This window comes from Actinoplanes sp. NPDC051851 (assembly GCF_040681165.1).
Taxonomy (GTDB): domain Bacteria; phylum Actinomycetota; class Actinomycetes; order Mycobacteriales; family Micromonosporaceae; genus Actinoplanes.
In genome coordinates, this window is the sequence record NZ_JBFAYF010000037.1 from 54,822 (window position 1) to 74,565 (window position 19,744).

At 70.7% G+C, this 19,744-nt stretch carries 16 protein-coding genes; 3 read left to right on the forward strand and 13 right to left on the reverse strand.

From position 1 onward, the window contains the following. Positions 1 to 27 precede the first annotated feature (27 nt). A complete protein-coding gene (locus AB0M08_RS30120) occupies positions 28 to 384 on the reverse strand; it encodes a helix-turn-helix domain-containing protein (protein ID WP_364500376.1) in 357 nt (118 codons plus the stop codon). 155 nt (positions 385 to 539) lie between these two features. On the opposite strand from AB0M08_RS30120, the gene AB0M08_RS30125 reads away from it, so the two are divergent. Then, the gene (locus tag AB0M08_RS30125; protein WP_364500378.1) at positions 540 to 3,848 is read left to right on the forward strand and encodes a hypothetical protein; all 3,309 of its coding nucleotides are present in this window, start codon (positions 540 to 542) and stop codon (positions 3,846 to 3,848) included. A 70-nt stretch (positions 3,849 to 3,918) separates the two neighbouring features. Continuing rightward, positions 3,919 to 6,396 carry an NACHT domain-containing protein gene (locus tag AB0M08_RS30130; RefSeq protein ID WP_364500380.1) on the forward strand — a complete coding sequence of 826 codons (2,478 nt, stop codon included), beginning with the start codon at positions 3,919 to 3,921 and terminating at the stop codon, positions 6,394 to 6,396. A 293-nt stretch (positions 6,397 to 6,689) separates the two neighbouring features. Here AB0M08_RS30130 and AB0M08_RS30135 read toward each other — a convergent pair whose 3' ends face one another. The 7 genes from AB0M08_RS30135 to AB0M08_RS30165 all read right to left on the reverse strand — a co-directional run bounded on the left by AB0M08_RS30135 (position 6,690) and on the right by AB0M08_RS30165 (position 12,858). Continuing rightward, positions 6,690 to 8,477 (reverse strand): CocE/NonD family hydrolase, encoded by a 1,788-nt coding sequence (locus AB0M08_RS30135; protein ID WP_364500383.1) that lies wholly within the window; start codon positions 8,475 to 8,477, stop codon positions 6,690 to 6,692. Between the two features lie 22 nt (positions 8,478 to 8,499). Next, positions 8,500 to 9,636, reverse strand: a complete 1,137-nt coding sequence (locus AB0M08_RS30140; RefSeq protein WP_364500386.1) for a hypothetical protein — start codon at positions 9,634 to 9,636, stop codon at positions 8,500 to 8,502. A 112-nt stretch (positions 9,637 to 9,748) separates the two neighbouring features. Then, complete coding sequence (locus AB0M08_RS30145; RefSeq protein WP_364500389.1) at positions 9,749 to 10,774, reverse strand: hypothetical protein; 1,026 nt, start codon at positions 10,772 to 10,774, stop codon at positions 9,749 to 9,751. Positions 10,775 to 10,903: 129 nt separating this feature from the next. Beyond that, positions 10,904 to 11,365, reverse strand: coding sequence for an SUKH-4 family immunity protein (locus AB0M08_RS30150; protein ID WP_364500391.1), 462 nt, complete (start codon positions 11,363 to 11,365; stop codon positions 10,904 to 10,906). 46 nt (positions 11,366 to 11,411) lie between these two features. Next, complete coding sequence (locus AB0M08_RS30155; RefSeq protein WP_364500393.1) at positions 11,412 to 11,861, reverse strand: hypothetical protein; 450 nt, start codon at positions 11,859 to 11,861, stop codon at positions 11,412 to 11,414. Between the two features lie 172 nt (positions 11,862 to 12,033). Next, entirely contained in the window at positions 12,034 to 12,501 is a 468-nt protein-coding gene (locus AB0M08_RS30160) for a hypothetical protein (RefSeq protein WP_364500395.1), read from the reverse strand. A gap of 33 nt (positions 12,502 to 12,534) precedes the next feature. Further along, positions 12,535 to 12,858, reverse strand: a complete 324-nt coding sequence (locus AB0M08_RS30165) for a hypothetical protein (RefSeq protein ID WP_364500398.1) — start codon at positions 12,856 to 12,858, stop codon at positions 12,535 to 12,537. Between the two features lie 634 nt (positions 12,859 to 13,492). Here AB0M08_RS30165 and AB0M08_RS30170 point away from each other — a divergent pair. After that, positions 13,493 to 14,215, forward strand: a complete 723-nt coding sequence (locus AB0M08_RS30170) for an alpha/beta hydrolase (protein WP_364500401.1) — start codon at positions 13,493 to 13,495, stop codon at positions 14,213 to 14,215. A gap of 58 nt (positions 14,216 to 14,273) precedes the next feature. Here AB0M08_RS30170 and AB0M08_RS30175 read toward each other — a convergent pair whose 3' ends face one another. The 5 genes from AB0M08_RS30175 to AB0M08_RS30195 all read right to left on the reverse strand — a co-directional run bounded on the left by AB0M08_RS30175 (position 14,274) and on the right by AB0M08_RS30195 (position 19,736). After that, a complete protein-coding gene (locus tag AB0M08_RS30175) occupies positions 14,274 to 15,245 on the reverse strand; it encodes an arabinan endo-1,5-alpha-L-arabinosidase (RefSeq protein WP_364500404.1) in 972 nt (323 codons plus the stop codon). 43 nt (positions 15,246 to 15,288) lie between these two features. Next, positions 15,289 to 16,272: an arabinan endo-1,5-alpha-L-arabinosidase gene (locus tag AB0M08_RS30180; RefSeq protein ID WP_364500407.1), complete on the reverse strand. Its 984-nt coding sequence runs from the start codon at positions 16,270 to 16,272 to the stop codon at positions 15,289 to 15,291. 216 nt (positions 16,273 to 16,488) lie between these two features. Continuing rightward, positions 16,489 to 17,697, reverse strand: a complete 1,209-nt coding sequence (locus AB0M08_RS30185; RefSeq protein WP_364500410.1) for a S8 family peptidase — start codon at positions 17,695 to 17,697, stop codon at positions 16,489 to 16,491. A 127-nt stretch (positions 17,698 to 17,824) separates the two neighbouring features. Next, positions 17,825 to 18,454 (reverse strand): ThuA domain-containing protein, encoded by a 630-nt coding sequence (locus AB0M08_RS30190; protein ID WP_364500413.1) that lies wholly within the window; start codon positions 18,452 to 18,454, stop codon positions 17,825 to 17,827. Between the two features lie 10 nt (positions 18,455 to 18,464). Then, the gene (locus AB0M08_RS30195; RefSeq protein WP_364500416.1) at positions 18,465 to 19,736 is read right to left on the reverse strand and encodes an MFS transporter; all 1,272 of its coding nucleotides are present in this window, start codon (positions 19,734 to 19,736) and stop codon (positions 18,465 to 18,467) included. Positions 19,737 to 19,744 lie beyond the last annotated feature (8 nt).

A 19,744-nucleotide genomic window follows, 5' to 3' on the forward strand; every position in this document is an offset into this window, starting at 1 on the left:
TCCCTTCGGCCTTGCGGCCGTACCGGCTTACGCCGGACGCCTCGCGGCGTGGGTTTCCTGCTTCACGGCCGATTGCAGAAGGGTTTCCCCTTGCTGTCTGACATCAGCTCCACAGGCATCGCCGGGTGTTCCGGCTACGGCTCGTCCAGCCGCAAGGATGTTCTTGGCCGCGTTGATGTCCCGGTCGTGGCGGGTGCGGCAGGCGGGGCACGTCCAGTGGCGTGTCCCGAGGTCGTAGGAGGTCTTCTCGCCGCGCTGGAAGAACGCGGCGTGCCGGTCGGCGAGGGTCTTGTTCCAGACCAGGCGCACACACCCGAAGGTGCGGTTGAACACCGCAGCCTGTTCGGGGGTCGGGTAGGCCCGACACTTGTACGCCGTACGCATGTTCTAAACCTCACAGCAGGAGACGAAATGCGTAAGATGACACGCCGCAGGCCAGCGAACTACGGTCTCGGACCGTCCCGGTCGCGCCGGGCCGCTCCTGACGGAGCCGCCATTCCTCCCCGCCCTAAAGGACGGGGCATCCTGGCGGAGTCCCGGTGAGCGTTGTGCCGGACGGCATCGGAGAGGTCTGCCCCTACCGGGGTCTGGAGCCGTTCGGCAGCGCGGACGCCGACTGGTTCCACGGGCGCGGCGCGGTGGTCGACGGGCTGCGGGCGGCGCTCGGCCGGCGGGGCGTGCTCCTGCTCGGGCCGTCCGGATCCGGCAAGTCCTCGGTGGTCCACGCGGGACTGCTGCCCGGCGTCGACGGGCAGGTGATGGCCGTACGACCGGGGAACAGCCTCGTGGCCGAGCTGGAGAAGGCCGGTCTCGCGGACGCCGTCGGGTACGGGCTCGGGCCGGCGCTGGAGTGGCACCTCGCTCCGCTGCCCGGCGGCGCCCGGCTGCTGCTGGTGATCGACCAGTTCGAGGAGATGCTGACCGCGGGTGATCAGTGGGAGGTGCTGGACGCGCTCACCACGGTGATCCGCGGTACGGCCCCGGTCACCGTGCTGCTGGTGATGCGGAACGACTTCTACGCCCGGCTCGCCGAACAGGCGCCCGACCTGTTCACGGCGCTCGAGCCCGGCGTGGTGAACATCCCCGCCACGGTGAGCCGCGCCGACCTGCACGCCATGATCACCGGGCCGGCCGCGCGGGCCGGATGCGGGCTGGAGGCCGGCCTGGCCGACCGGATCGTCGCGGACGCCGCCCCCGCACAGGGCGGTGACCGACACGGCCAGGCCTCGGTCAGCGTGCTCCCGCTACTCCAGCTGACCCTGTTGAGGCTCTGGCACCTCCACCACGGGGGACTGCTGACTCATCGGGCGTTCGAGCAGATCGGCGGGGTGGCCGGAAGCCTCGCCCGGCTGTGTGACGAGGTCTACCAGTCCCTGCCGGAGCCGCAGCGGGCGATCGCGCGGCGAATCCTCACCGCCCTGATCCTGCCCGCCGACCTCACCCGGCACATCCCCGCGGTACGCCGCCGGATGCCGCTCGACGACCTGCGCGAGCTCGCCGCCGACCCGGCGAGCCGGGACCCGGCGGAGGTCGAGACGGTGCTCCGGGCGCTGACCGCCCCGGTCCCGCTGGTCAGCACCCGGGCGGTCGACGGCGCGCCGCCGGTCGCCGAGCTGATCCACGACGCGGTCATCGACGGCTGGCCGGCGCTGCGCGACTGGGTGCTCGTGGACCGCCAGTTCCACGACTGGCTGCGGCGCGCCGAGGAGCAGCGGCACCAGTGGGCAGGGAGCGGCGATCCGGCCTACCTGCCCCGGGGCGGCGAGCTCGTGGAGGGTCTGGAGTGGTCCCGGCGGCGCACACTGCCCCGGGACGTCGGGGCGTTCGTGGCCGCCGGGGAGCGCGCCGCCCGGTCCCGGCTGCGACGGTCCCGCGCGGCGGCCGGGGTGATGGCGGTGCTGCTGGTGCTCGCCGTGGTGCTGGCGGGTGTGGCCTCCTGGCAGTGGCGGGAGGCGGTCACCGCACAGCGGCAGGCTCTCTCCCGGCAGCTGGCGGCCCAGTCCCAGCTGACCGGTACGGGCGATGTCGAGCTGTCCGCGCTGCTCGCCCTGCACGGGTATCGGGCCGCGCCCACCGAGCAGGCGCTGGCCCGGCTCTACGACGCCGACTCCGGTCTCCGGTCGTTGCGGCGGATCCTGACCGGCGGGTTCGACCGGATGACCGCGGTCGCCGTCAGCGCGGACGGCCGGCGGGCCGCCGCCGGTGGCGACGACGGGGTGCGGATCTGGGACGCCGGGACCGGCGAGCTCCTGACCACCCTGGCCGTGGTGGACCGGCTTGCGGTGTACGCGCTCGCGTTCAGCCCGGACGGCACGATGCTCGCCGGTGGTTCCCAGGGTGGCGACGTGCTGCTCTGGCACGTCGCCACCGGAGCACCCGGGCCGATTCTGCCCGGGGACGGGAACGCGATGCTCGATGTCCGGTTCAGCCCGGACGGCGGAACCCTGACCGGCGTGAGTCGCGAGGGCACGGTGCGGAGCTGGGCCATGCCGTCGGGGAAGCCGTCGGGGAAGCCACGGCGGAACGCGGCCGGGCGGCTCCACGACGTCTCTGCGATCAGGCTCAGCCCGGACGGCCGGTCGATCGCTACCAGCGACGCCGGCGGCGTGGTGCTGTGGGACACGACGGGACGACGATCGCGGTCGATCGACGCTGCGGGCGGGCACGTGCTGGCGATGGCGTTCAGCCCGGACGGCGCGAACCTCGCCACCATGAGCGGGAAGGGCGTGATCGAATTGTGGCGGGTCGCCGACGGCGCGGCGGTGACCACGAGTCTCGGCCGTGGCGACAGTGTCCTCGCGATGGCGTTCGGCCCGGACGGCACGGCCCTGGCCACGGTCGGCGACGACGGCACGGTACGGATCCGGGAGGTCGGCGGGGCCGCGGAGAGGACGATTCCGGCCACCGAGCAGCCTGCGGCGCTGCGATTCTCGCCCGACGGCCGTACCGTGAGCGCCGCGGTCCTCGACGAGGAAGCGGTGGATGCCCTGGACCTCGACCCCATCGCCGCGGTCGTCTTCCCGCAGCAGGCGGCCCGTGACCTGACGGAGGTCGCGTTCGGCGCGGACGGCACGGTGGCGACGGCGGGTATCCAGTTCCTCCGGGTGCAGAGCTGGGATGCGGTCTCCGGAAAGGCCACGACCTCCGCTCCGGCCCGCGGCTTGTGCCGGGGAGATCGGTCGTGGGTGGAGCCCGGTGGCGTTGAGGACCAGGTCAACCTGTGGCGGGCCGGGACCTGCTGGACGCGGGGGACGCGGGTGCGGGCGGATGTCGGCGAGACCGTGACGTCGCTCGCGGTCAGCCCGGACGGGACGATCCTGGCGGCCGGGACCCGGGCGGGATCGATCGCTCTCCTGGACGCCGGGAGCGGTGCGCCGCTGGCCGCCCTCGCCACACCCGACGCCCCGGTCACCGCCCTGGCGTTCGGCCCGGACGGCCGGACGCTGGCCGGTGGTGACACCGACGGTGACGTCCTGCTGTGGGACACCCGCGGTCGCACGGTACGGGCGATCCTCGCCGGGGACCAGCCGGTCGCCGCCCTGGCGTTCGGGCCGGACGGCCGGATCCTGGCGAGCGGCGGCGGGAACGGGGACGTCCGGCTCTGGGACGCCGGCACCGGCATGCGGCGCGGCGGCCTGACCGGCACCGGCGGGCCGGTGCGCGCGCTGGCGTTCAGCCCCGACGGGCGGACGCTGGCCGGTGCGGAGCAGACGATCCGGCTCTGGCCGATCCCGGTCACGCCGGAGGACGCGGTGGCGCACATCTGCGCGGTGATCGGGAACGATCTCAGCCCCGAGCAGTTCGCGCGCTACCTGCCCGGGCAGCCGGCGACCGCGGCGTGTGCGTAGCACCCGAACGGGGGAGCACGCCGGATGATCGACGTGACACGGGCGGATACCCGCTGTCACCATGGCCGCCGTGCAGACCACGTTCGCGGCCGTCGCGGCGGTGCTGGTCGTGACGGCCGTCGCGATACTCGCCGGCGGTGATCCGGTGGACATGATGGACAAGCTCGCCAGCATCGGGAGCCTGGCGCTCGCCGCGGCCGCCGCCGCGATGGCCCGGCGGGAGGCACCGGACCCGCCACGCGCGGTGTCCCGGTGGCTGCCGCGGCGGCACCGGCACGAGTACCTGCGGTGGGTCATCGCCCGGAACCGGGACGTGGACATCCGCGGTCTCGGGACGCAGGGGCCGTTCTCGCTGGAGGTCGAGGACGTCTACGTCGACGTGAGCCTGATACCCCGGCCCCTTCACGAGACGAGCGGTGATCCCCTCGCCGAGGTGGGTGACGGCGAGTCGGTGGAGCGGCGCGAGGTCGGGAGCTTCCTCGCCGAGTGGCCGCCGCGCACCCTCGCGATCGTCGGACCGCCCGGCGGGGGTAAGACCACGCTCCTCCGGCACCTGACGCTGGCCCTGGCCGACCGGCGGCCGCCGAACCGGGCGCTGCGGAAGCGGATTCCGGTCCTTCTCGCCGTACGGGAGAAGGCGCAGGCCATCGCCGAGGATGCCGACCTGCCGCTCGCCGCCGTGCTGCCGTCGGAGTCACCGGGGTCCGCGGCGTGGTTCGACCGGCAGCTCGCGAACGGCCGGTGCCTGATCATGCTGGACGGGCTCGACGAGGTCGCGGATCCGGCCCAGCGGCGGCTGGTGGCGGAGTGGGTGGAGCGCCAGATCGCCCTCCACCACACCAACGGCTTCGTGATCACCTCCCGGCCGTACGGCTACCAGAGCAGCCCGCTCGCGGCGGCGGACGTACTCCAGGTCCGGCCGTTCACCGGGGAGCAGATCGAGCGCTTCATCCTGCGCTGGTACGCGGCGACCGAGGTGCGGTGGACCGGGCGCCGGGACGAGGCGGTCCTCGCCGGGGCCCGGAGGAGCGGCGAGGACCTGCTGCGCCGCCTGCGGGAGAACCTGCCGCTGTACGACCTGGCGATGAACCCGCTGCTGCTGACGATGATCGCCCACGTCCACCGGTACCGGGGCGTGCTGCCGGGCGGGCGCGCCGAGTTGTACCGGGAGATCAGCCGGGTCTTCCTGGGCAGCCGGGACGCGGCCAAGGGAATCGGCGGCGGCCTCTCCGTGGACCAGCGGGAGTCGGTGCTCAAGCACCTCGCGCTGGAGATGATGAAGGCCCGGACCGGTCAGGTCGAGGCGGTCACCGCCGCCCGGTTGATCAGCGACCGGGTGGCGAGGGTCGCGCCGGACACCCGGCCCGAGGCTTTCATGGTCGAGATCGAGCAGAAGTGCGGGCTGCTCGTCGAGCGGGAGACCGGCGTCTACGCCTTCGCCCACCTCACCTTCCAGGAGTACCTGGCCGCGGTCTGGCTGCGAGAGCGGGGCGGCGACGGCTTCCTCGCGGAACACACCGACGACCAGTGGTGGCGCGAGGTCACGCTGCTGTACTGCGCGGACGCGGACGCCGGGCCGATCGTCGAGGCGTGCCTGAAGGAGGACACCGCACGGGCTCTGCTGCTCGCCTCCGACTGCGCCGAGGTGGCCCGGGAGCTGGACCCGCTGATCCGTTCCCGGCTGGACGGGGTGCTCTCCGCCGAGGCGCACTCGGCCGACGCCACCCGTGCCCTGGTGGTCGGGCAGGTCCTGCTCGTCCGCAAGCTGCGCCGTCGCCGGCACCGCGACGACGGCGTCGTGGTGGCCGGCGACCCGATCACGAACGCCGAGTTCGCCCTCTTCCTCCGGGCGACCGGGAACGATGCGCACCGGCCGGCGTGGTGGACCGAGACGCTCGCCGCCCGGCGGCCCGGCCGGCCCGTCATGGGGCTCACCCCGGCCGAGCAGCGGGGCTTCTGCTCGTGGGCGGGCTCGGCCAGCGACGGGAGCTACGAACCCGGCCCCGACGAGGACGGTGGGGACGGGTTGCGGACCGCGGTCCCGGAGGACGGCATGCTGCGCGCGCTGGGCCTGGTCTTCATGTCGATGTTGCGCGACGCCGTCGAGACGCGAGAGCTGCTCGACCCGAAGCTCATGTATCTCGCGCGGCTCGCGAGGGTGACTCTGATGGCCGACGTGTTCCTGCCGGTCGTCCCGCAGATCTCCGACCGTTTGATCGCCGAGCCGCGCTTCGTGGCCGCCGACGACGTGACCGCGGCCTTCTACGACCTGGACGCGAAGCTCACCCTCGCCACGCACAGCCGTGCCGAACTGGCGCTCCTGAGACAGTTCCACGGGAATTGGCTCGACTGGACGGACCGGTCCGATCGGGGTGCCGACGACGTGGTGCCGATCGTGGTCGGTGCCCTGCGGCTCGCCGTACGCATGGTGGAGAAGCCCTCGATGCTCGCGGAGGCGGTGAGCATCCTGGATCGGGCGATCATGCTGCACTGGCAGGCGGGGGGAATCCTCACCCCGGGGAATAAGCTCTGGCTGCGGCGTACCTGAATCGCGACGACGAGAACGGTCTGCGGGAGACGGGCGGCGCACGCGCACGAACGGCGGGGCACGGGCGGCCCGTGCACACGATCAGCCGGGAAACGGGGCGGCCCGCGCACACGATGCGTGATCGTGCGCGCGGGCCGCCCTCATCGCGGCGCGGGAAGGACTCGATCAGCGATCGCGGATCCCCAGCGCCCCGGCGAGCCATGATCGTGTAACGGACCGCCCCTGTGTGCCATCGCCGCGACCCGGCGGCCCGGTGAGGATCAGGACGGGTGCGGCGAGGCGGTCCGAGCGGCTCAGCGTATGTTCTGGATGCGGAAGGTTCCCGGGCCGACGTCGCCGAGCGTCGCGGTGTACTGGCTCAGGTAGGTGTCGAGGAACGGCGACCGGTCACCCTGCGTGGGCACGTCCTTCCGCGGATCCTGTACGGCCAGGTCCAGCCGTGCCCGGGTCACCGCGATGGTGTTGCCGCTCGGGGTGTCCAGCCAGCCTCCGGTGCTGATGGTGCCGATCTGCACGCCGAGCTGGTGTCCGCTCTCGATCAGCCAGTCGGTGGACTTCAGGTCGAACGCGACCGGGCCCGCGCGCTCGATCAGCGCCACGTTCTCGTCGAACATCACCGCGGTCCCGTCCGGGGCGACGTCCCAGAGCCGGACCATCACGTTGCCGGTCGCGCTCGCGGTCAGGCTGATCCGGGGCGTGGCGGTGAGCCGGAGACGGGACGTCACCGGCGTGGACCAGACGAAGTAGCCGTCCTCCCCGGTCAGGCTCCGGATGCCGACCGGCGCCGGATCCGCGCCGTGCTCCATGTCCCACTCCTGGCCGGCCGAGGCCGCGAGCAGTGCCCCGTCGTCGACGAAACGACCATCGGTCAAAGGCGCCTTCCGGTACGCCGTGGGCATCGGCCACTCCGGCTGGGCGCGCCACGCCCCGGTGCTGTCCTCGATCGCGAAGGCCGGCCCGGTCACCGCCGTACGGCCGTCCTTGAGGTAGTGGTCGTAGAGGCGCATGACCTCGTCGAAGAACCCGGCACGGCCCATCTTGAGCCGTCCGTCGGCGTCCGTCTCGTTGCCGCGGACGTGCTCCCACTGCCCGAGCCAGCCGCGCTCGACGCCGTGGTGGTTGTCCAGGTACTCCTGCATGTCCTCCGGTTTGGTGTTGTTCTCGATGAACCCCTGTGTCACGAAGAGCGGCGTGTCCGTGCCCCGGGCCTGGGCCGCCAGGTTCCGGTCCCGCCAGTACGCCGCGTCGAGATCGGGTTCGTCGTTGTTCGCCAGGTTGTCCGAGAGGCATTCCGGGTGGCTCGCCTCGTACGCCGCGTTGGCCCGGTAGTGCGCGGTGTCGTCGGCCATCGGCGTCATCGTGGCGATGCCGTTGTAGGCGTTCGGCGTGCCGGTCACGTTCGGCCGGGGCACCCCGTTGCTGAACAGGTAGTCGTACATGTTCCACACCGGCTCCTGCGCCACCACCGCCTTGAGCTGCGGGAGCCCCAGGTTGTTGCCGACCAGCCCGGTCACCGCGTCGTAGGACTTGCCGTACATCCCGACCCGGCCGGTCGACCAGGGCTGCTTCGCGGCCCACTGGATCGCGGCCTTGACGTCGGCCTGCTCACCCGGCCCCACCCAGTCGAGACAGCCGGTGCTCCCTCCGAAACCCCGCAGATCCACCATCACGTACGTGTATCCGCGGGCGAAGACGCCGGCCCCACCGGTGAAGTCGGCGAACCGGCTCGACGGCCCGGCCTGCGCCCACCCCTCCGGCCCGGTCTGCCCGGCGTGGCTGAAGTAGGGCCCGACCGCGAGGATCACCGGCGTCCTGCCGTGCGGCGGCAGGTTCGCGGGCCGCAGCACGTCGGCGTGCAGCTCGACACCGCTGTGATCCGACGAGGGGAAGTAGGCCTCGGTCCACACGGCACCCTCGGGCACCCGCGGATTCTCCTCGTGGGTGACGCCGTCCGGCGCGGGGCTCGCGGCGACCGCCGGCCCGCTCATCGCCAGGATCACCGCGGCCACCAGCGCTCCGGCGACGGCCGTCCCTCGTCTGCTCGTGCTCAACCCGACCCCCAGGCAATCGATGAATGTCACTGCCTGGCTGACGTTACCGGGTCTACGTCCGTGCGGAGCCGTTCTTCTTCCGGGAGAACATCCGGCGGAGACGGCGGAAGAAGGCGATGACCGGGCTGCGGCTGCCGGGGCGGGTCTGGGCGGCGGGCGCCGTGGTGGTGGGGGCCGGCGGTGCGGGGTTGAGGGCCGCCTTGGCCGCCGTGTGCCGGGTGAGCTCCGCGTCGAAGTCGGCGTCGGTGGTGGCCGGGGTGACCTGCCCGTTCGCGCGCCAGGCGGCGGCCTCGGTCACGGCGGTGGTGAGGCGGGTGTAGTACTCGGAGGTGGTGGGGACGTCGTCGAGGTCGGCCCAGGCGAGCAGGTGGGTGAGGACCGCGTCGTACTCCTTCATCGGCCTCGACGCGGTGTGCGAGGCGAGCTTCTCCTCGATCTGCTTCATCCGATCGGGGCTGAAGCCCGCGCCCGGCAACCGCTCCAGCAGATCCGCGGTGGTGCGGAACACGTGCGCGCTGAACGCCTCCTTGTCGGCTTTCGGAGTTGCGGCCAGGCGGGCGTCCTGCCGGTTCTCCTCGGCGCGCGAGTCGTCCTCGATGGTCACGCCCGCGGGCACCGGCGGCACCGGATAGTTGAGCATGTCCGAGTCGTAGGCCTCGTTGATGGCGATGTGGGTGACCTCGTGCACCAGGACCGCGAGCCGGTCGTCGCCCACGGCGGCGGCCGGGTAGTTGACCCGGTAGCGGTTGGGGCCGCCGGCAGGCCCCGGACCGAGGTTCTGGGTTGTCGCGCCGGAGGCGGACGCGGTCTCCTGGTGCCAGAGGTCGACCTGGTCCAGGTACGGCACCAGTTCGGCGAGCAGCGCCAGCATCTCGGGGTTCGTGGTGTTCTGCTGGTAGTCGAGCACGAGCTGTTTCTCCGCCGGGGTGGGCGGGCCCACCGCGGCGCCGGCCTGCTGTTGCTGCTGGCCGCCGGCGGGTGTCTGCAGCATCCGCTGCACGGTGAGCATCCGGCCGACGTTCGCGTTGCCGACGCTGCGCTGCAGGGCGAGCACGGCGGCCGGATCGGTCAGGTCGTGGGCGCCGGGCGCGGCAGGGGTGCCGGTGGTACGCCGTTCGCGGGGCTCCCGGGCCGGACGGTCGGGTGTGGTGTTCTGGCGCCCACGGTGCTGCATCCGGCGTTGTTGCATCCGGCCACTATGTCCGATGAAGGCCGGACGTCGACAGGGTGAACGGTGAGGTCTGCCCCTGCGGCGGGTGAGGTCTGCCCCTGCCGTCCGCGCGGGTGGCCGGGCCGGGCGGTCAGCGCGGGACGAGCTTGCGGAGGACGGCCAGGACCCGGTCCCGGCGACGGTCGGGCGGCGGCGGCGGAGTGGCGGCGGCGATCGCGGCGTCGACGGCCGGCCTGGCCGCCGTGATCCGGTTCCGTTCGGCCTCGAGGGGTGCCGCGATGCCCGGGGTGATCGCGCCGGCCTGTCGCCATGCCGTGGTCTCGTTCACGGCGGCCACCAGGCGCTGGTAGAACTGCGACGTGGTGGGGATGTCGTCCTGATCGGACCAGACGAGCACGTGGGCGAGGACGCCGTCGTACTCGGAAAGGGTGTTCTGCATGGTGTGGATGCCCAGCTTGTTGGAGATCTCGCGCATCCGGGCCGGGCCGAACCCGGAGCTCGGCAGCAGCGTGATGAGATCGGCGATCGTCCGCGTCGCGTAGGCGCTGAAGCGCTGGAGTTCGGCCGGGTCGGTGAGTCCGATCCGCTCCTGCTGCCGCTGGCCCTCGTGCTGGGCGACGGGCCCGATGGCGGGTAGCGGTTGTACCGGGTAGTTGAGCATCTCCGCGTCGTAGGACTCGTTGATCAGGATGTGGGTGACCTCGTGCACCAGGATCGCGACCTGCTGCTCGACCGTGCCACCGGCGCCGTAGTTGATGGTGTACCGGTTGGCGCCGGCGGCGGTGGTGGCCGCGTCGTCGATGTGGGTGTTCCCGCCGCTGGTCGAGGTCGGCGCCCGGGTGAAGGACGAGATCCGGTGCAGGTGCGGCATCAGCTGGTTGAGCAGGTTCCGGACGTCCTGGTTCGCGGTGTTCGCCAGGTAGTTCTGGATCTCCTGGACCTCGTTGATGGTGATCGGCACGGCCGGCGGCGTCTGGTTCGCGGGCAGCGGCGGCTGCGTCACCCGCTGCACGGCGAGCATCCGGCCGACGGTCGCGTTCCCGGCCGCACGCTGGAGGGCCAGGACGGCGGCGGGACCGGCGGGGGTACGGCGATCGCGGGGCTGGTGGGTCGGCGCGCCGCCGGTCCGGGTGTCCTGATGCCCGTGCTGATGCATGCTATCCACTGTGCCCGATGAAGGCCGGGCGTCGGGCGCGTGAACGGGAGATCTGCCCCGGCGGTGCGTGATGCTGCCCTCGTCGTCCCCGGGCGATCTCCTTCACATCTCGGACAAAGTAGGATCGGGCTAGTGCTCTGTGTAGTCGCCGTTCGAGATGTCCCAGATGAGTGCGCGCCAGAACGAGTCGGGGTCGGCGAGGGTTTCCGGGTCGATCGCGGTCAGCAGGCCGCGGGCGTGGTCGGCGGCGGCGTCGTCGGATTCGTACCGCTGGTCGGAGAGGGGCCGGGCGGCGTTGAGGGCGGCGAGGCTCTCGGCGAGCTGCCGCACGGTGGCGTTGAGCGGGTCGATCTCCGCTGACCAGGATGGTGCGGTCCAGACGGAGCCGTCGGTGATGTCGACGATGACGTCGATGCCGGAGTCACCCCAGGTCCCGATGACCGCGTAGCCCGGGTTGCGCTGCCAGACCGTGATCCGCTCGTCCGGGTGAAAGGAGACGGCACTGTCGTCGGGAAGGCCAGCGCCGGTCAGAACCGCGACGCTGTCCGCGTGACGGATCAGGGCAGCATCCTGAGGTGTGTAGACGGTCATTGCGGTCCGGCGCTGCCTTTCGTGAACAGTTTGTCGATGGCGTCTTTCAGGCGACCTTGGCGGCGTCGCGTACGGACTCGGGCTGCCAGCCCCAACTGTAGGAGACATCGGCTCCGGGAGTGAATTCATCGATCAGGTCCTGGCAGCGGTTCCCCGTCGGACAGGGGGAGTATTCGACATACATCTTGACGTCACTCGCCTCGGTCCTGAGGTCGACGTCCTCCTGCCTGATCTCGGGCTCGCCGGGGGCGCGACGGGCGTTCCTCTCCGCGGCGATCTTCTCACGCATCTTCTTCATCATGTCGTTCTCGGCATGGTGATCGGCGTTTGACTTGCCGTCGACCTCGTGGGTGTTGCCGTAGCGGTCTTTGAAGGTGGTACCGCCGTAGGTGTTCTTCCGGCCGTTGCCCGCCACCCCTGCGGCACGGTCGTTGAGACGGGCCTGCTGCGCGAGGCGGCTCTCCCGGCTGTGCCCGTACCCCTCCTTGCGGTACACCGACGGGACCGGGTCATTTGTTCTGCGTGCGGGTACACCGTTTGACGGCCGGGGATACGACGGATCTTTCGGCTTTCTCGGTGCACGGACCCGCCTTGGCGGCTCGTCCACGAGTCTGACGGCTTTGGCGACGACCTTCGAGAGTCCGGCAGGCGGATCGACTGCCTTGCGCCTAGCCACCAAGCACCGCGTTGGTCGCCATGTCGATCAGTTGGTCGAGGACAGCCGAGGTGATGATCTTAAAAATCGGAATCTCAAGCAGGGAGGCGCCGAATGTGGCCACCGCGGTGGCGATCGCCTGGGCGATCTCGATGACGAGCACCGCGAGTTGCACGATGACCTGGATCTTCAACGCGAGGACGATCGCTGCGCACACGATCAGGCCCGCGCCGGCCGCGATCGCACCATTCGCGGAGTCGGCGAGCGTGGCGTTCGGGCTATCCTCGTGGCTCCACCAGTTCTGGAACGCGGTGACCGCGCTACCGCTGTTCACCGACCACACACTGGAGGCGACCCGCGATGCGTCACCGACGGTCACCCCGATCTCCTGGCCGAATGTGATCCACTCCTGGCCGAGCTGGAAGAGCTTCTCCTCATCGGAAGTGGGCCAGTCGTAACCCAGCATCGCGATGACGGACACGAGTTCACCGGGTAGTTCGAGTCCCATCCGGGCTCAGGCCAGTCGTCCGGCAATGGCCTCCAGGCCTGCGGCTGCATCATCGTCCGCCTGTTCGACCGTGCGTGCCATCTCGACGATGTCTTCGCCTGCGTAGCCGATCTCCTCGGCCATCGTTCCCCAGCATTGGAACGTCCAGTCAGAGAAGTACTGGTAAGCCGTACCGACCAGGGTGCCGATCGTGTCGTGACCCCACGCACCCTCGTATGCGGCGATTCGGCCTCTGAAAGCGTCAAGCTTCGCCGCGAAGTCGGTGCCGACGTCCCGCATCGACCCGCCGGACGCTCGCATGGCCTCAAGATCCACATGCAATTCCGTCACTGGCATTCCCCTCGATGCGCCGACCGCGGGCCACAGCATAACTACACCCGTGTAGACAGTCATGGCGGTTGCCCGGCCTGCGGTCTTCCTGACATCGACGCTTGATCGCTCATTGTCAAGCGCCTGATCGTGACCTGAGCCATTGCGTGAACCTTTGAGGATGCCGGACTCGTCGGCTGACCCGTATCGCTCCCAATCCTTTTGTACGAAGGTCGACCTGGCCGGCCATGTCGGTGACCCGGTGGGATGAGCGCAGGTTGATCCAGTGCGCTGGTGCGCTGGTGCGCTGGTCTCGGACCTCTCGCTGCCGACGGCGCGACACAGCCCATGATCAAAGTGGCAGGGGTGGTTGCATGTTGCCACCATGGCCGCTGTGCAGACCCTGTTCGCGATCGCCGCAGTGGCGGCGGTGGCCGCCGGTGCGGTCGCTCCGCGATCGGATCCCGATCCTGCTGGTCATTCGTGACCAAGCGCAGGCCGTCGCGGAGGATCGGCGCTGCCGATCCTCCGGCTGGCAGGCGAGTGGGCTTGTCCGGATGGGGGACCGGCCTTGGCTGCGGCGGGTCTGAGGCGGGGGAGTGATACCGCGTGGTGAAACCGGGGTCTAATAGCGGACAAAAGTAGTCTTTCTGGTATGACTGCGATTCTCATCCATGGTGTGCCGGACACGCATCGGGTCTGGGACGGCGTACGTGAAGAGCTGAAGCGGGACGATGTGGAAGCGTGGGATCTGCCCGGGTTCGGGGTGGGGCGGCCTGCGGGGTTCGGGGGGACCAAAGAGGAGTACGTGGATTGGCTCGTCGAGCGGATCGAAGGGGTCGGGGAACCCGTACATCTCGTGGGGCATGACTGGGGGTGCATGCTCACGGCGCGGGTCGCGTCGGTGCGGCCGGATCTCGTGCGGAGCTGGGCCGGGGGGAACGGGCCGGTCAGCAAGCGGTATGTGTGGCATCCGCTCGCGCAGATCTGGCAGGACCGGGTCGCGGGGGACCGGTTCATGGCCGAGTTCGATCCGGTGGCGTTCGCGGGGCAGCTCGTCGAGGTGTACGACGTGCCGGGGGAGCCGGCCCGGGCGGCGATGGGACGCGTCGACGAGAGGATGAAGGACAGCATCCTGCGGCTCTACCGGTCGGCGGTGGAGGTCGGTGAGGAGTGGGCGCCGGGACTGCGGGACATGACCGCCCCGGCGCTGGTGTTCTGGGGTGTGCGCGACCCGGCGGTGCCGGTCGAGTTCGGGCGGGAGCTGGGGCTGGAGACCGGTGCCCGGCGGGTGGCCGAACTGGACTGCAACCACTGGACGCTCCTGGAACGGCCGGCCGAGGTCGCGGCGTTGCTGGAGGAGCACTGGTGCGACTGAACGTACGGGAGGAACCGGAAGCGGCGCCGGCAGTGAGCCGGCGCCCTCCCGCGGAGCGTCAGTAGACGTAGGGCCAGGCGGAGCTGTCCCAGGCGAGCAGGTTGATGCCGAGCTTTCCGGTGCCGGACGAGTTGTAGTAGTGGTAGACGAGGACGTCGGCGTCGCTGTCGGTGAAGACGGCGGGATGGCCGGGGCCGTAGATGCTGTCGTGCGTGGCCAGGATCTCGGTGCCGCCGCCGGCAGTGGTCAGGGTTCCGGCGCGGTCCTTGTACGGGCCGGTGATGCTGGTCGAGCGGGCGACCATGGTGCGGTACGTGCTCGCCGTGCCCTGGCAGCAGAAGTCGAAGGACATGAAGAGGTAGTAGTAGCCCGCGTGGTAGAAGAGGAACGGTGCCTCGACCGACTTGCTGTTCACGAAGCGCTCGGCGATGTTGTAGATCGTGCTGTTCGCGGGCTTGCCGGTGCTGGAGTCCAGCTGGACCATCTTGATGCCGGTCCAGAACGAGCCGAACGTCAGCCACCACTGGCCGGACGAGGTGACCGTCAGGTTCGGGTCGATGGCGTTGTACGTGCTGCTCGTCGAGGTCTCGATCACTTTGCCGTAGTTGGTCCACGTGCCCGCGGCGCCGGTGGTGCTCGAGGCGAGGAAGATGGCCGACTTGTTCGAGCCGAACGTGGAGGCGGCGTAGTACATCAGGTACTTGCCGCCGTGGTACGAGATGTCCGGCGCCCAGAGGGTGGCGCTGCCGCCGGTGTAGTCGTCGGCCCAGGACGTGCCGTTGGGGAAGGCCTTGCCGGCGGCGACGAAGGCCGTACGGTCGCTGGAGGTCTTGAGGGTGATGCCGTCGCCGGTGGTGGCGAGCAGGTAGGTGCCGTCGCTCTTCTTGACGATCGACGGGTCGTGCGCGTCGGTGGAGCCGGTGACCGTGCCCGGGTTCGGGTACGTGGCGGCGGACGCGGTGCCGGCGCCGGTCAGCGTGGCGGCGGCCACGACCACCGTGGCGAGCAGGATGCGGAAGCGTCGGTGCATGGGGATGCGCCTTCCGTGGGGGATGTAGGGGACGGGTGGTTCTCTAATGCACGAAGGGCCAGCCGGCCTCGTCGTACGCGATGGGGTCGATGCCGAGGTAGGGGGAACCGCTGTCGGCGTAGTAGTGGTAGACGAGGAGGTCGCCGTCGTCGTCGCTGAACACGGCCTCGTGGCCGGGGCCGTGGACGTCGTCGTGTCCGGCGAGGACCTCGGTGCCGCCGCCCGCCGTCATCGGGGTGCCGTCGCGGTCGGCGAACGGGCCGTTCGGGGATGTGGAACGGCCGACCATGGTGCGGTAGGTGCTGGCGGCGCCCTGGCAGCACCGGTCGAAGGAGACCCAGAGGTAGTAGTAGCCGCCGTGCTCGACCAGGTACGGGGCCTCGATCGCGGTGTCGCCGCGGGTGGCGAGCGCGGTCATCGTGTCGCCCGTGCGCAGACCGGTGGCGGGGTCCAGCTCGATCTGCTTGATGCCGGTCCAGAACGAACCGAACGTCAGCCACCAGCGCCCGGTGCCGTCGACGAACAGGTTCGGGTCGATCGCGTTGAAGTCGTCGGACGTCCGGCTCTCGATCACCAGGCCCCGGTCGGTCCAGCTGCCCGGCGCGCCGCTGGGGCTGGTGGCGAGGAAGATCGCGGAGTGGTGGGAGCCGAACGTGGAGGCCGAGTAGTAGAGCTGATAACGGCCGTCGTGGTACGAGATGTCCGGGGCCCAGAGGTCGGGGTTGCCCGGGGTGTACTCCGCGGTCCACGGGGTGCCGTCGGGGAAGGCGGCGCCCGCGTCGGTCCAGGTCTCCCGGTCGGCCGAGGTCTTGAGCCGGATGTTCGCACCGGTGTAGGCGATCAGGTAGGTGCCGTTCCCGGTCTTCACCATGGACGGGTCGTGCACGTTCGAGTCGCCGAGCGCGAGCAGCGGTTCGGGGTACGAGCCCGGCCTGGTGACCCGGGGTGCGCCGGGCGCGTCGATGCTCGTCGAGCACGCCGCCAGGAGCAGGAGGGCGGCGAGGCTCAGCAGGGGTCGTACGGGCATCGTGCTCCCTATCGGGCCGGCGCCGGGGCTGGGAGGGCCCGCTGCGCCGCGTGGGGGAGTGCGATGCCGCTATCGCACCTTGTGTTTCTCGTATGTTAACGATCACAAATGCGAAGTCAAGAGGAGGCTTCGTCTGTCGGGTTCAGATAGTGCGCGCTCACATGATCCAAAGGATCCCCGGACCGTGCGGGGGCACGGTCCGGGGCCGGGGACTGATCAGTTCACCACGTGGAGCAGGAGGTTCGGGGTGCCGGTGCCGGCGTTGGTGACGACGTCGGGGGTGGCGTTGGTGGTCAGGTACGAGGAGACCTGGGCCGGGGTGTAGGCCGGGTTGGCCTGCAGGACCAGGGCGGCCGCGCCCACCACGTGCGGGGTGGCCATCGACGTGCCGCTGATCGTGTTCGTGGCGGTGGTGCTGGAGTACCAGGACGAGGTGATGCTCACGCCGGGGGCGAGGATGTCGACGCAGCTGCCGTAGTTGGAGAAGCTCGCCGCGGCGTCGGTGCTCTGGGTGGCGCCGACCGTGATCGCGGTGGGCACCCGGGCGGGGGAGTAGTTGCAGGCGGGGCGGCGGATGCCGAGGATGTTGCCGTTGCCGGCCGCGACGCCGTAGGTGACGCCCGCGGCGATCGAGGCGGTGACGGCGTTGTCGAGGGTGGTGCTGGCGCTGCCGCCCAGGCTCATGTTCGCCACCGCGGGCTTGACGGCGTTGGCGGTCACCCAGTTGATGCCGGCGATGACGCCGGTGGTGGTGCCGCTGCCGTCGCAGTCCAGGACCCGGACGCCGACGAGCTGGACGGCCTTGGCGACGCCGTACGTGGCACCGCCGACCGTGCCCGCCACGTGGGTGCCGTGGCCGTTGCAGTCGGTGGCGTCGCTGTCGCTGTCGACGAAGTCGTAGCCGCTGACGGCCCGCCCGCCGAACTCGGAGTGGGTGGTGAGGATGCCGGTGTCGATGATGTACGCGTGCACGTTCGACCCGGTGTTCGGGTAGGTGTAGGTGCCGCTGAGCGGGAGGCTCGCCTGGTCGATGCGGTCGATGCCCCAGGTGGCGCCGGTCTGGGTGGCGTCGGCCGTGATGACCTGGTCCTGCTCCACGTACTCCACGGCAGGGTCGGCGGCGAGGCGCTTGGCGGCGGCCTCGGTCATCCGGGCGGCGAACCCGTGCACCGCCGCGTCGTAGACCTGGGCGACGCTGCCGCCGTAGGAGCCGATCAGGGTGTGCGCCGTCGTGCGGGCGGGGGTCGCGCCGTCCTTCAGAACGACCAGGTAGCTGCCGGGCACGGCGGTGGCCGAGCCGGCGGCGCGGATCTGGCCGGTCGGTGCGGCGGACGCCGCGGTGCCACCGACGGCGATCAGGGCGGTCGCGAGCGTCGCCGTCAGGACGGTCCGGGCGGCGTGCCGCGCCGGGAGACGTCGGGCCATGAAGATCTCCTTACGATCACAAGACATCGATATCTGTGATTGTAAGGAGGTCCGCGCGCCATTCGTTAGATAGCAGTTCGTCTATAGCATGGGATTCTGTTCACACATATTGAAATGAATATATGTTCTATTCTCGAGTCCAGCGGATGCCGTCGACGACGTGGGTCAGGAAGGCCGGGTCGGACCACGCGGCCTCCTCGTGGCCCAGGCTCGTGTACCAGGAGCGACCGTTTTCGATCTGGCGGCACCAGGCCTGGGGATGCGGCGCCGGCATGGTGAAATCGCCCGGCTCATAGGTCGCCTCGTCGACGCTCACGAGCAGGAGCGATTCCTTCCGTACGTCGGTGAACGCGTACCACTCGTCGGTGAAGGTCCATTCCGGCGGCAGGTGGGCGGTGGAAGGGTGGCCCGGGGTGACCCGCATCGTCGCGGTCTGTACCCCGGCGGGGTGGCCGGCGAAGCGGGCGCCGAGCAGGGTGCCGTACCAGTCCCAGGTGAGCTCGGTGCCGGCGGCCGAGTGGATGCCGGCGAAACCGCCGCCGTTCTCGACGAAGGCGCGCAGGGCGGAGCGGGCCGGGGGGTCGAGCACGTCGCCGGTGGTGGAGACGAAGGCGACCGCGTCGAAGCGGGCGCACGCGGTGACGGCGGACGGATCCTCCGAGTGGGTCACCGTGAAGTGGCGGGACAGGGCGGTGACGGCGGCCGGGATCGAGTCGTGGCGGTAACCCGTGGTGCGCGTGAAGACGAGCAGATCCATGGGAACAGATCTACCCGATGACGCTCTGCCCACGGCGTACCGGAGAGGGGTTGGGAATCTCGAGGTCTTCGAGGTTGTGCAGGCGGCGGACCGGGGAGAGCAGGTAGATCACCGGGGAGACGGCGGTGAGGGCGCCGAAGAGCAGCAGCGTGGTGCGGGCGCCGAGCGGGCCGGCCAGGGCGCCGGCGAGCAGGCCACCGAGGGGGATGGCGCCCCAGGAGACGAACTTGACCGTGGCGATCACGCGGGAGAGCAGCTCGGGAGGGCTCGCGGTCATCCGGTAGGTGCGGGTCGTGACGCTGAGGATCACGGTGGCGGTCGCGAGGACGACGTTGCCGGCGGCGAAGGCCAGGAACGCGGTCCGGCCGGTGCCGAGCGGGATGACCAGGGCGCCGGCCACGCTGACCACGGCGGTGATGAGCAGGGCGCGGGCGGTGCCGACGCGGCTGGTGAACCAGGTGGTCAGCGCCGCCCCGATCAGCGAGCCCAGGCCGTCGGCGGCGAGCAGCACGCCGGTCAGGCCGGGGGAGGCGTGCAGTTCGCGGATCAGGTAGTACGGGAAGAGGGCGATCAGCGCGCCGTTGACGAAGTTGGTCGCGGTGGCGTCCCACATGCACGGGCCGATGATCGGGTGGCGGACCACGTAGCGGAAGCCCTCGCGGATCAGCGCGGTCATCGGCGGGCGGTCGCGGTCCGGTGCGGCACGGCGTTCCGGGAGGGTACGCAGCAGCGAGGCGGAGAAGAGGTAGCTCGCCACGTCCACCAGCAGCGTCGGGACCGCGCCGAGCAGCTGGGTCAGCGCGCCGCCGAGGGACGGGCCGCCGAGCTGGGTGGCGGCGTGCATGCCGGAGTTGAGGCTGTTGCGGGACTGGATCTGATCGGCCGGGACGATCGTCGGCAGGAACGTCTGGTTGCCGACGTCGAAGAGCACCGTACCGAAGCTCACCACCAGGGCGACCACGATCATCTGGGTGATCGTCAGCCGGCCGCCCCACCAGGCGAGGGGGATGGAGAGCAGGGCGGCGGCCCGGACCAGGTCGGCGCCGACCTGCAGGGTGCGCAGCGGCAGCCGCTCGACGATCACCCCGGCCGGGAGGCTGATCAGCAGATACGCCAGGTAGGTGGCGGCGGTGATCAGGCCCATCTCGAAGGCGGAGGCGTGCAACACGGTCAGCGCGGTGAGCGGCAGCGCCACGCCGGTCACCGCCGAGCCGAGGTGGCTGGTCGCGCCCGCGGTCCAGAGACGCCAGAACGGGGTGAGTCTCGGGGGAGTAAGTTTCATAATGGAAC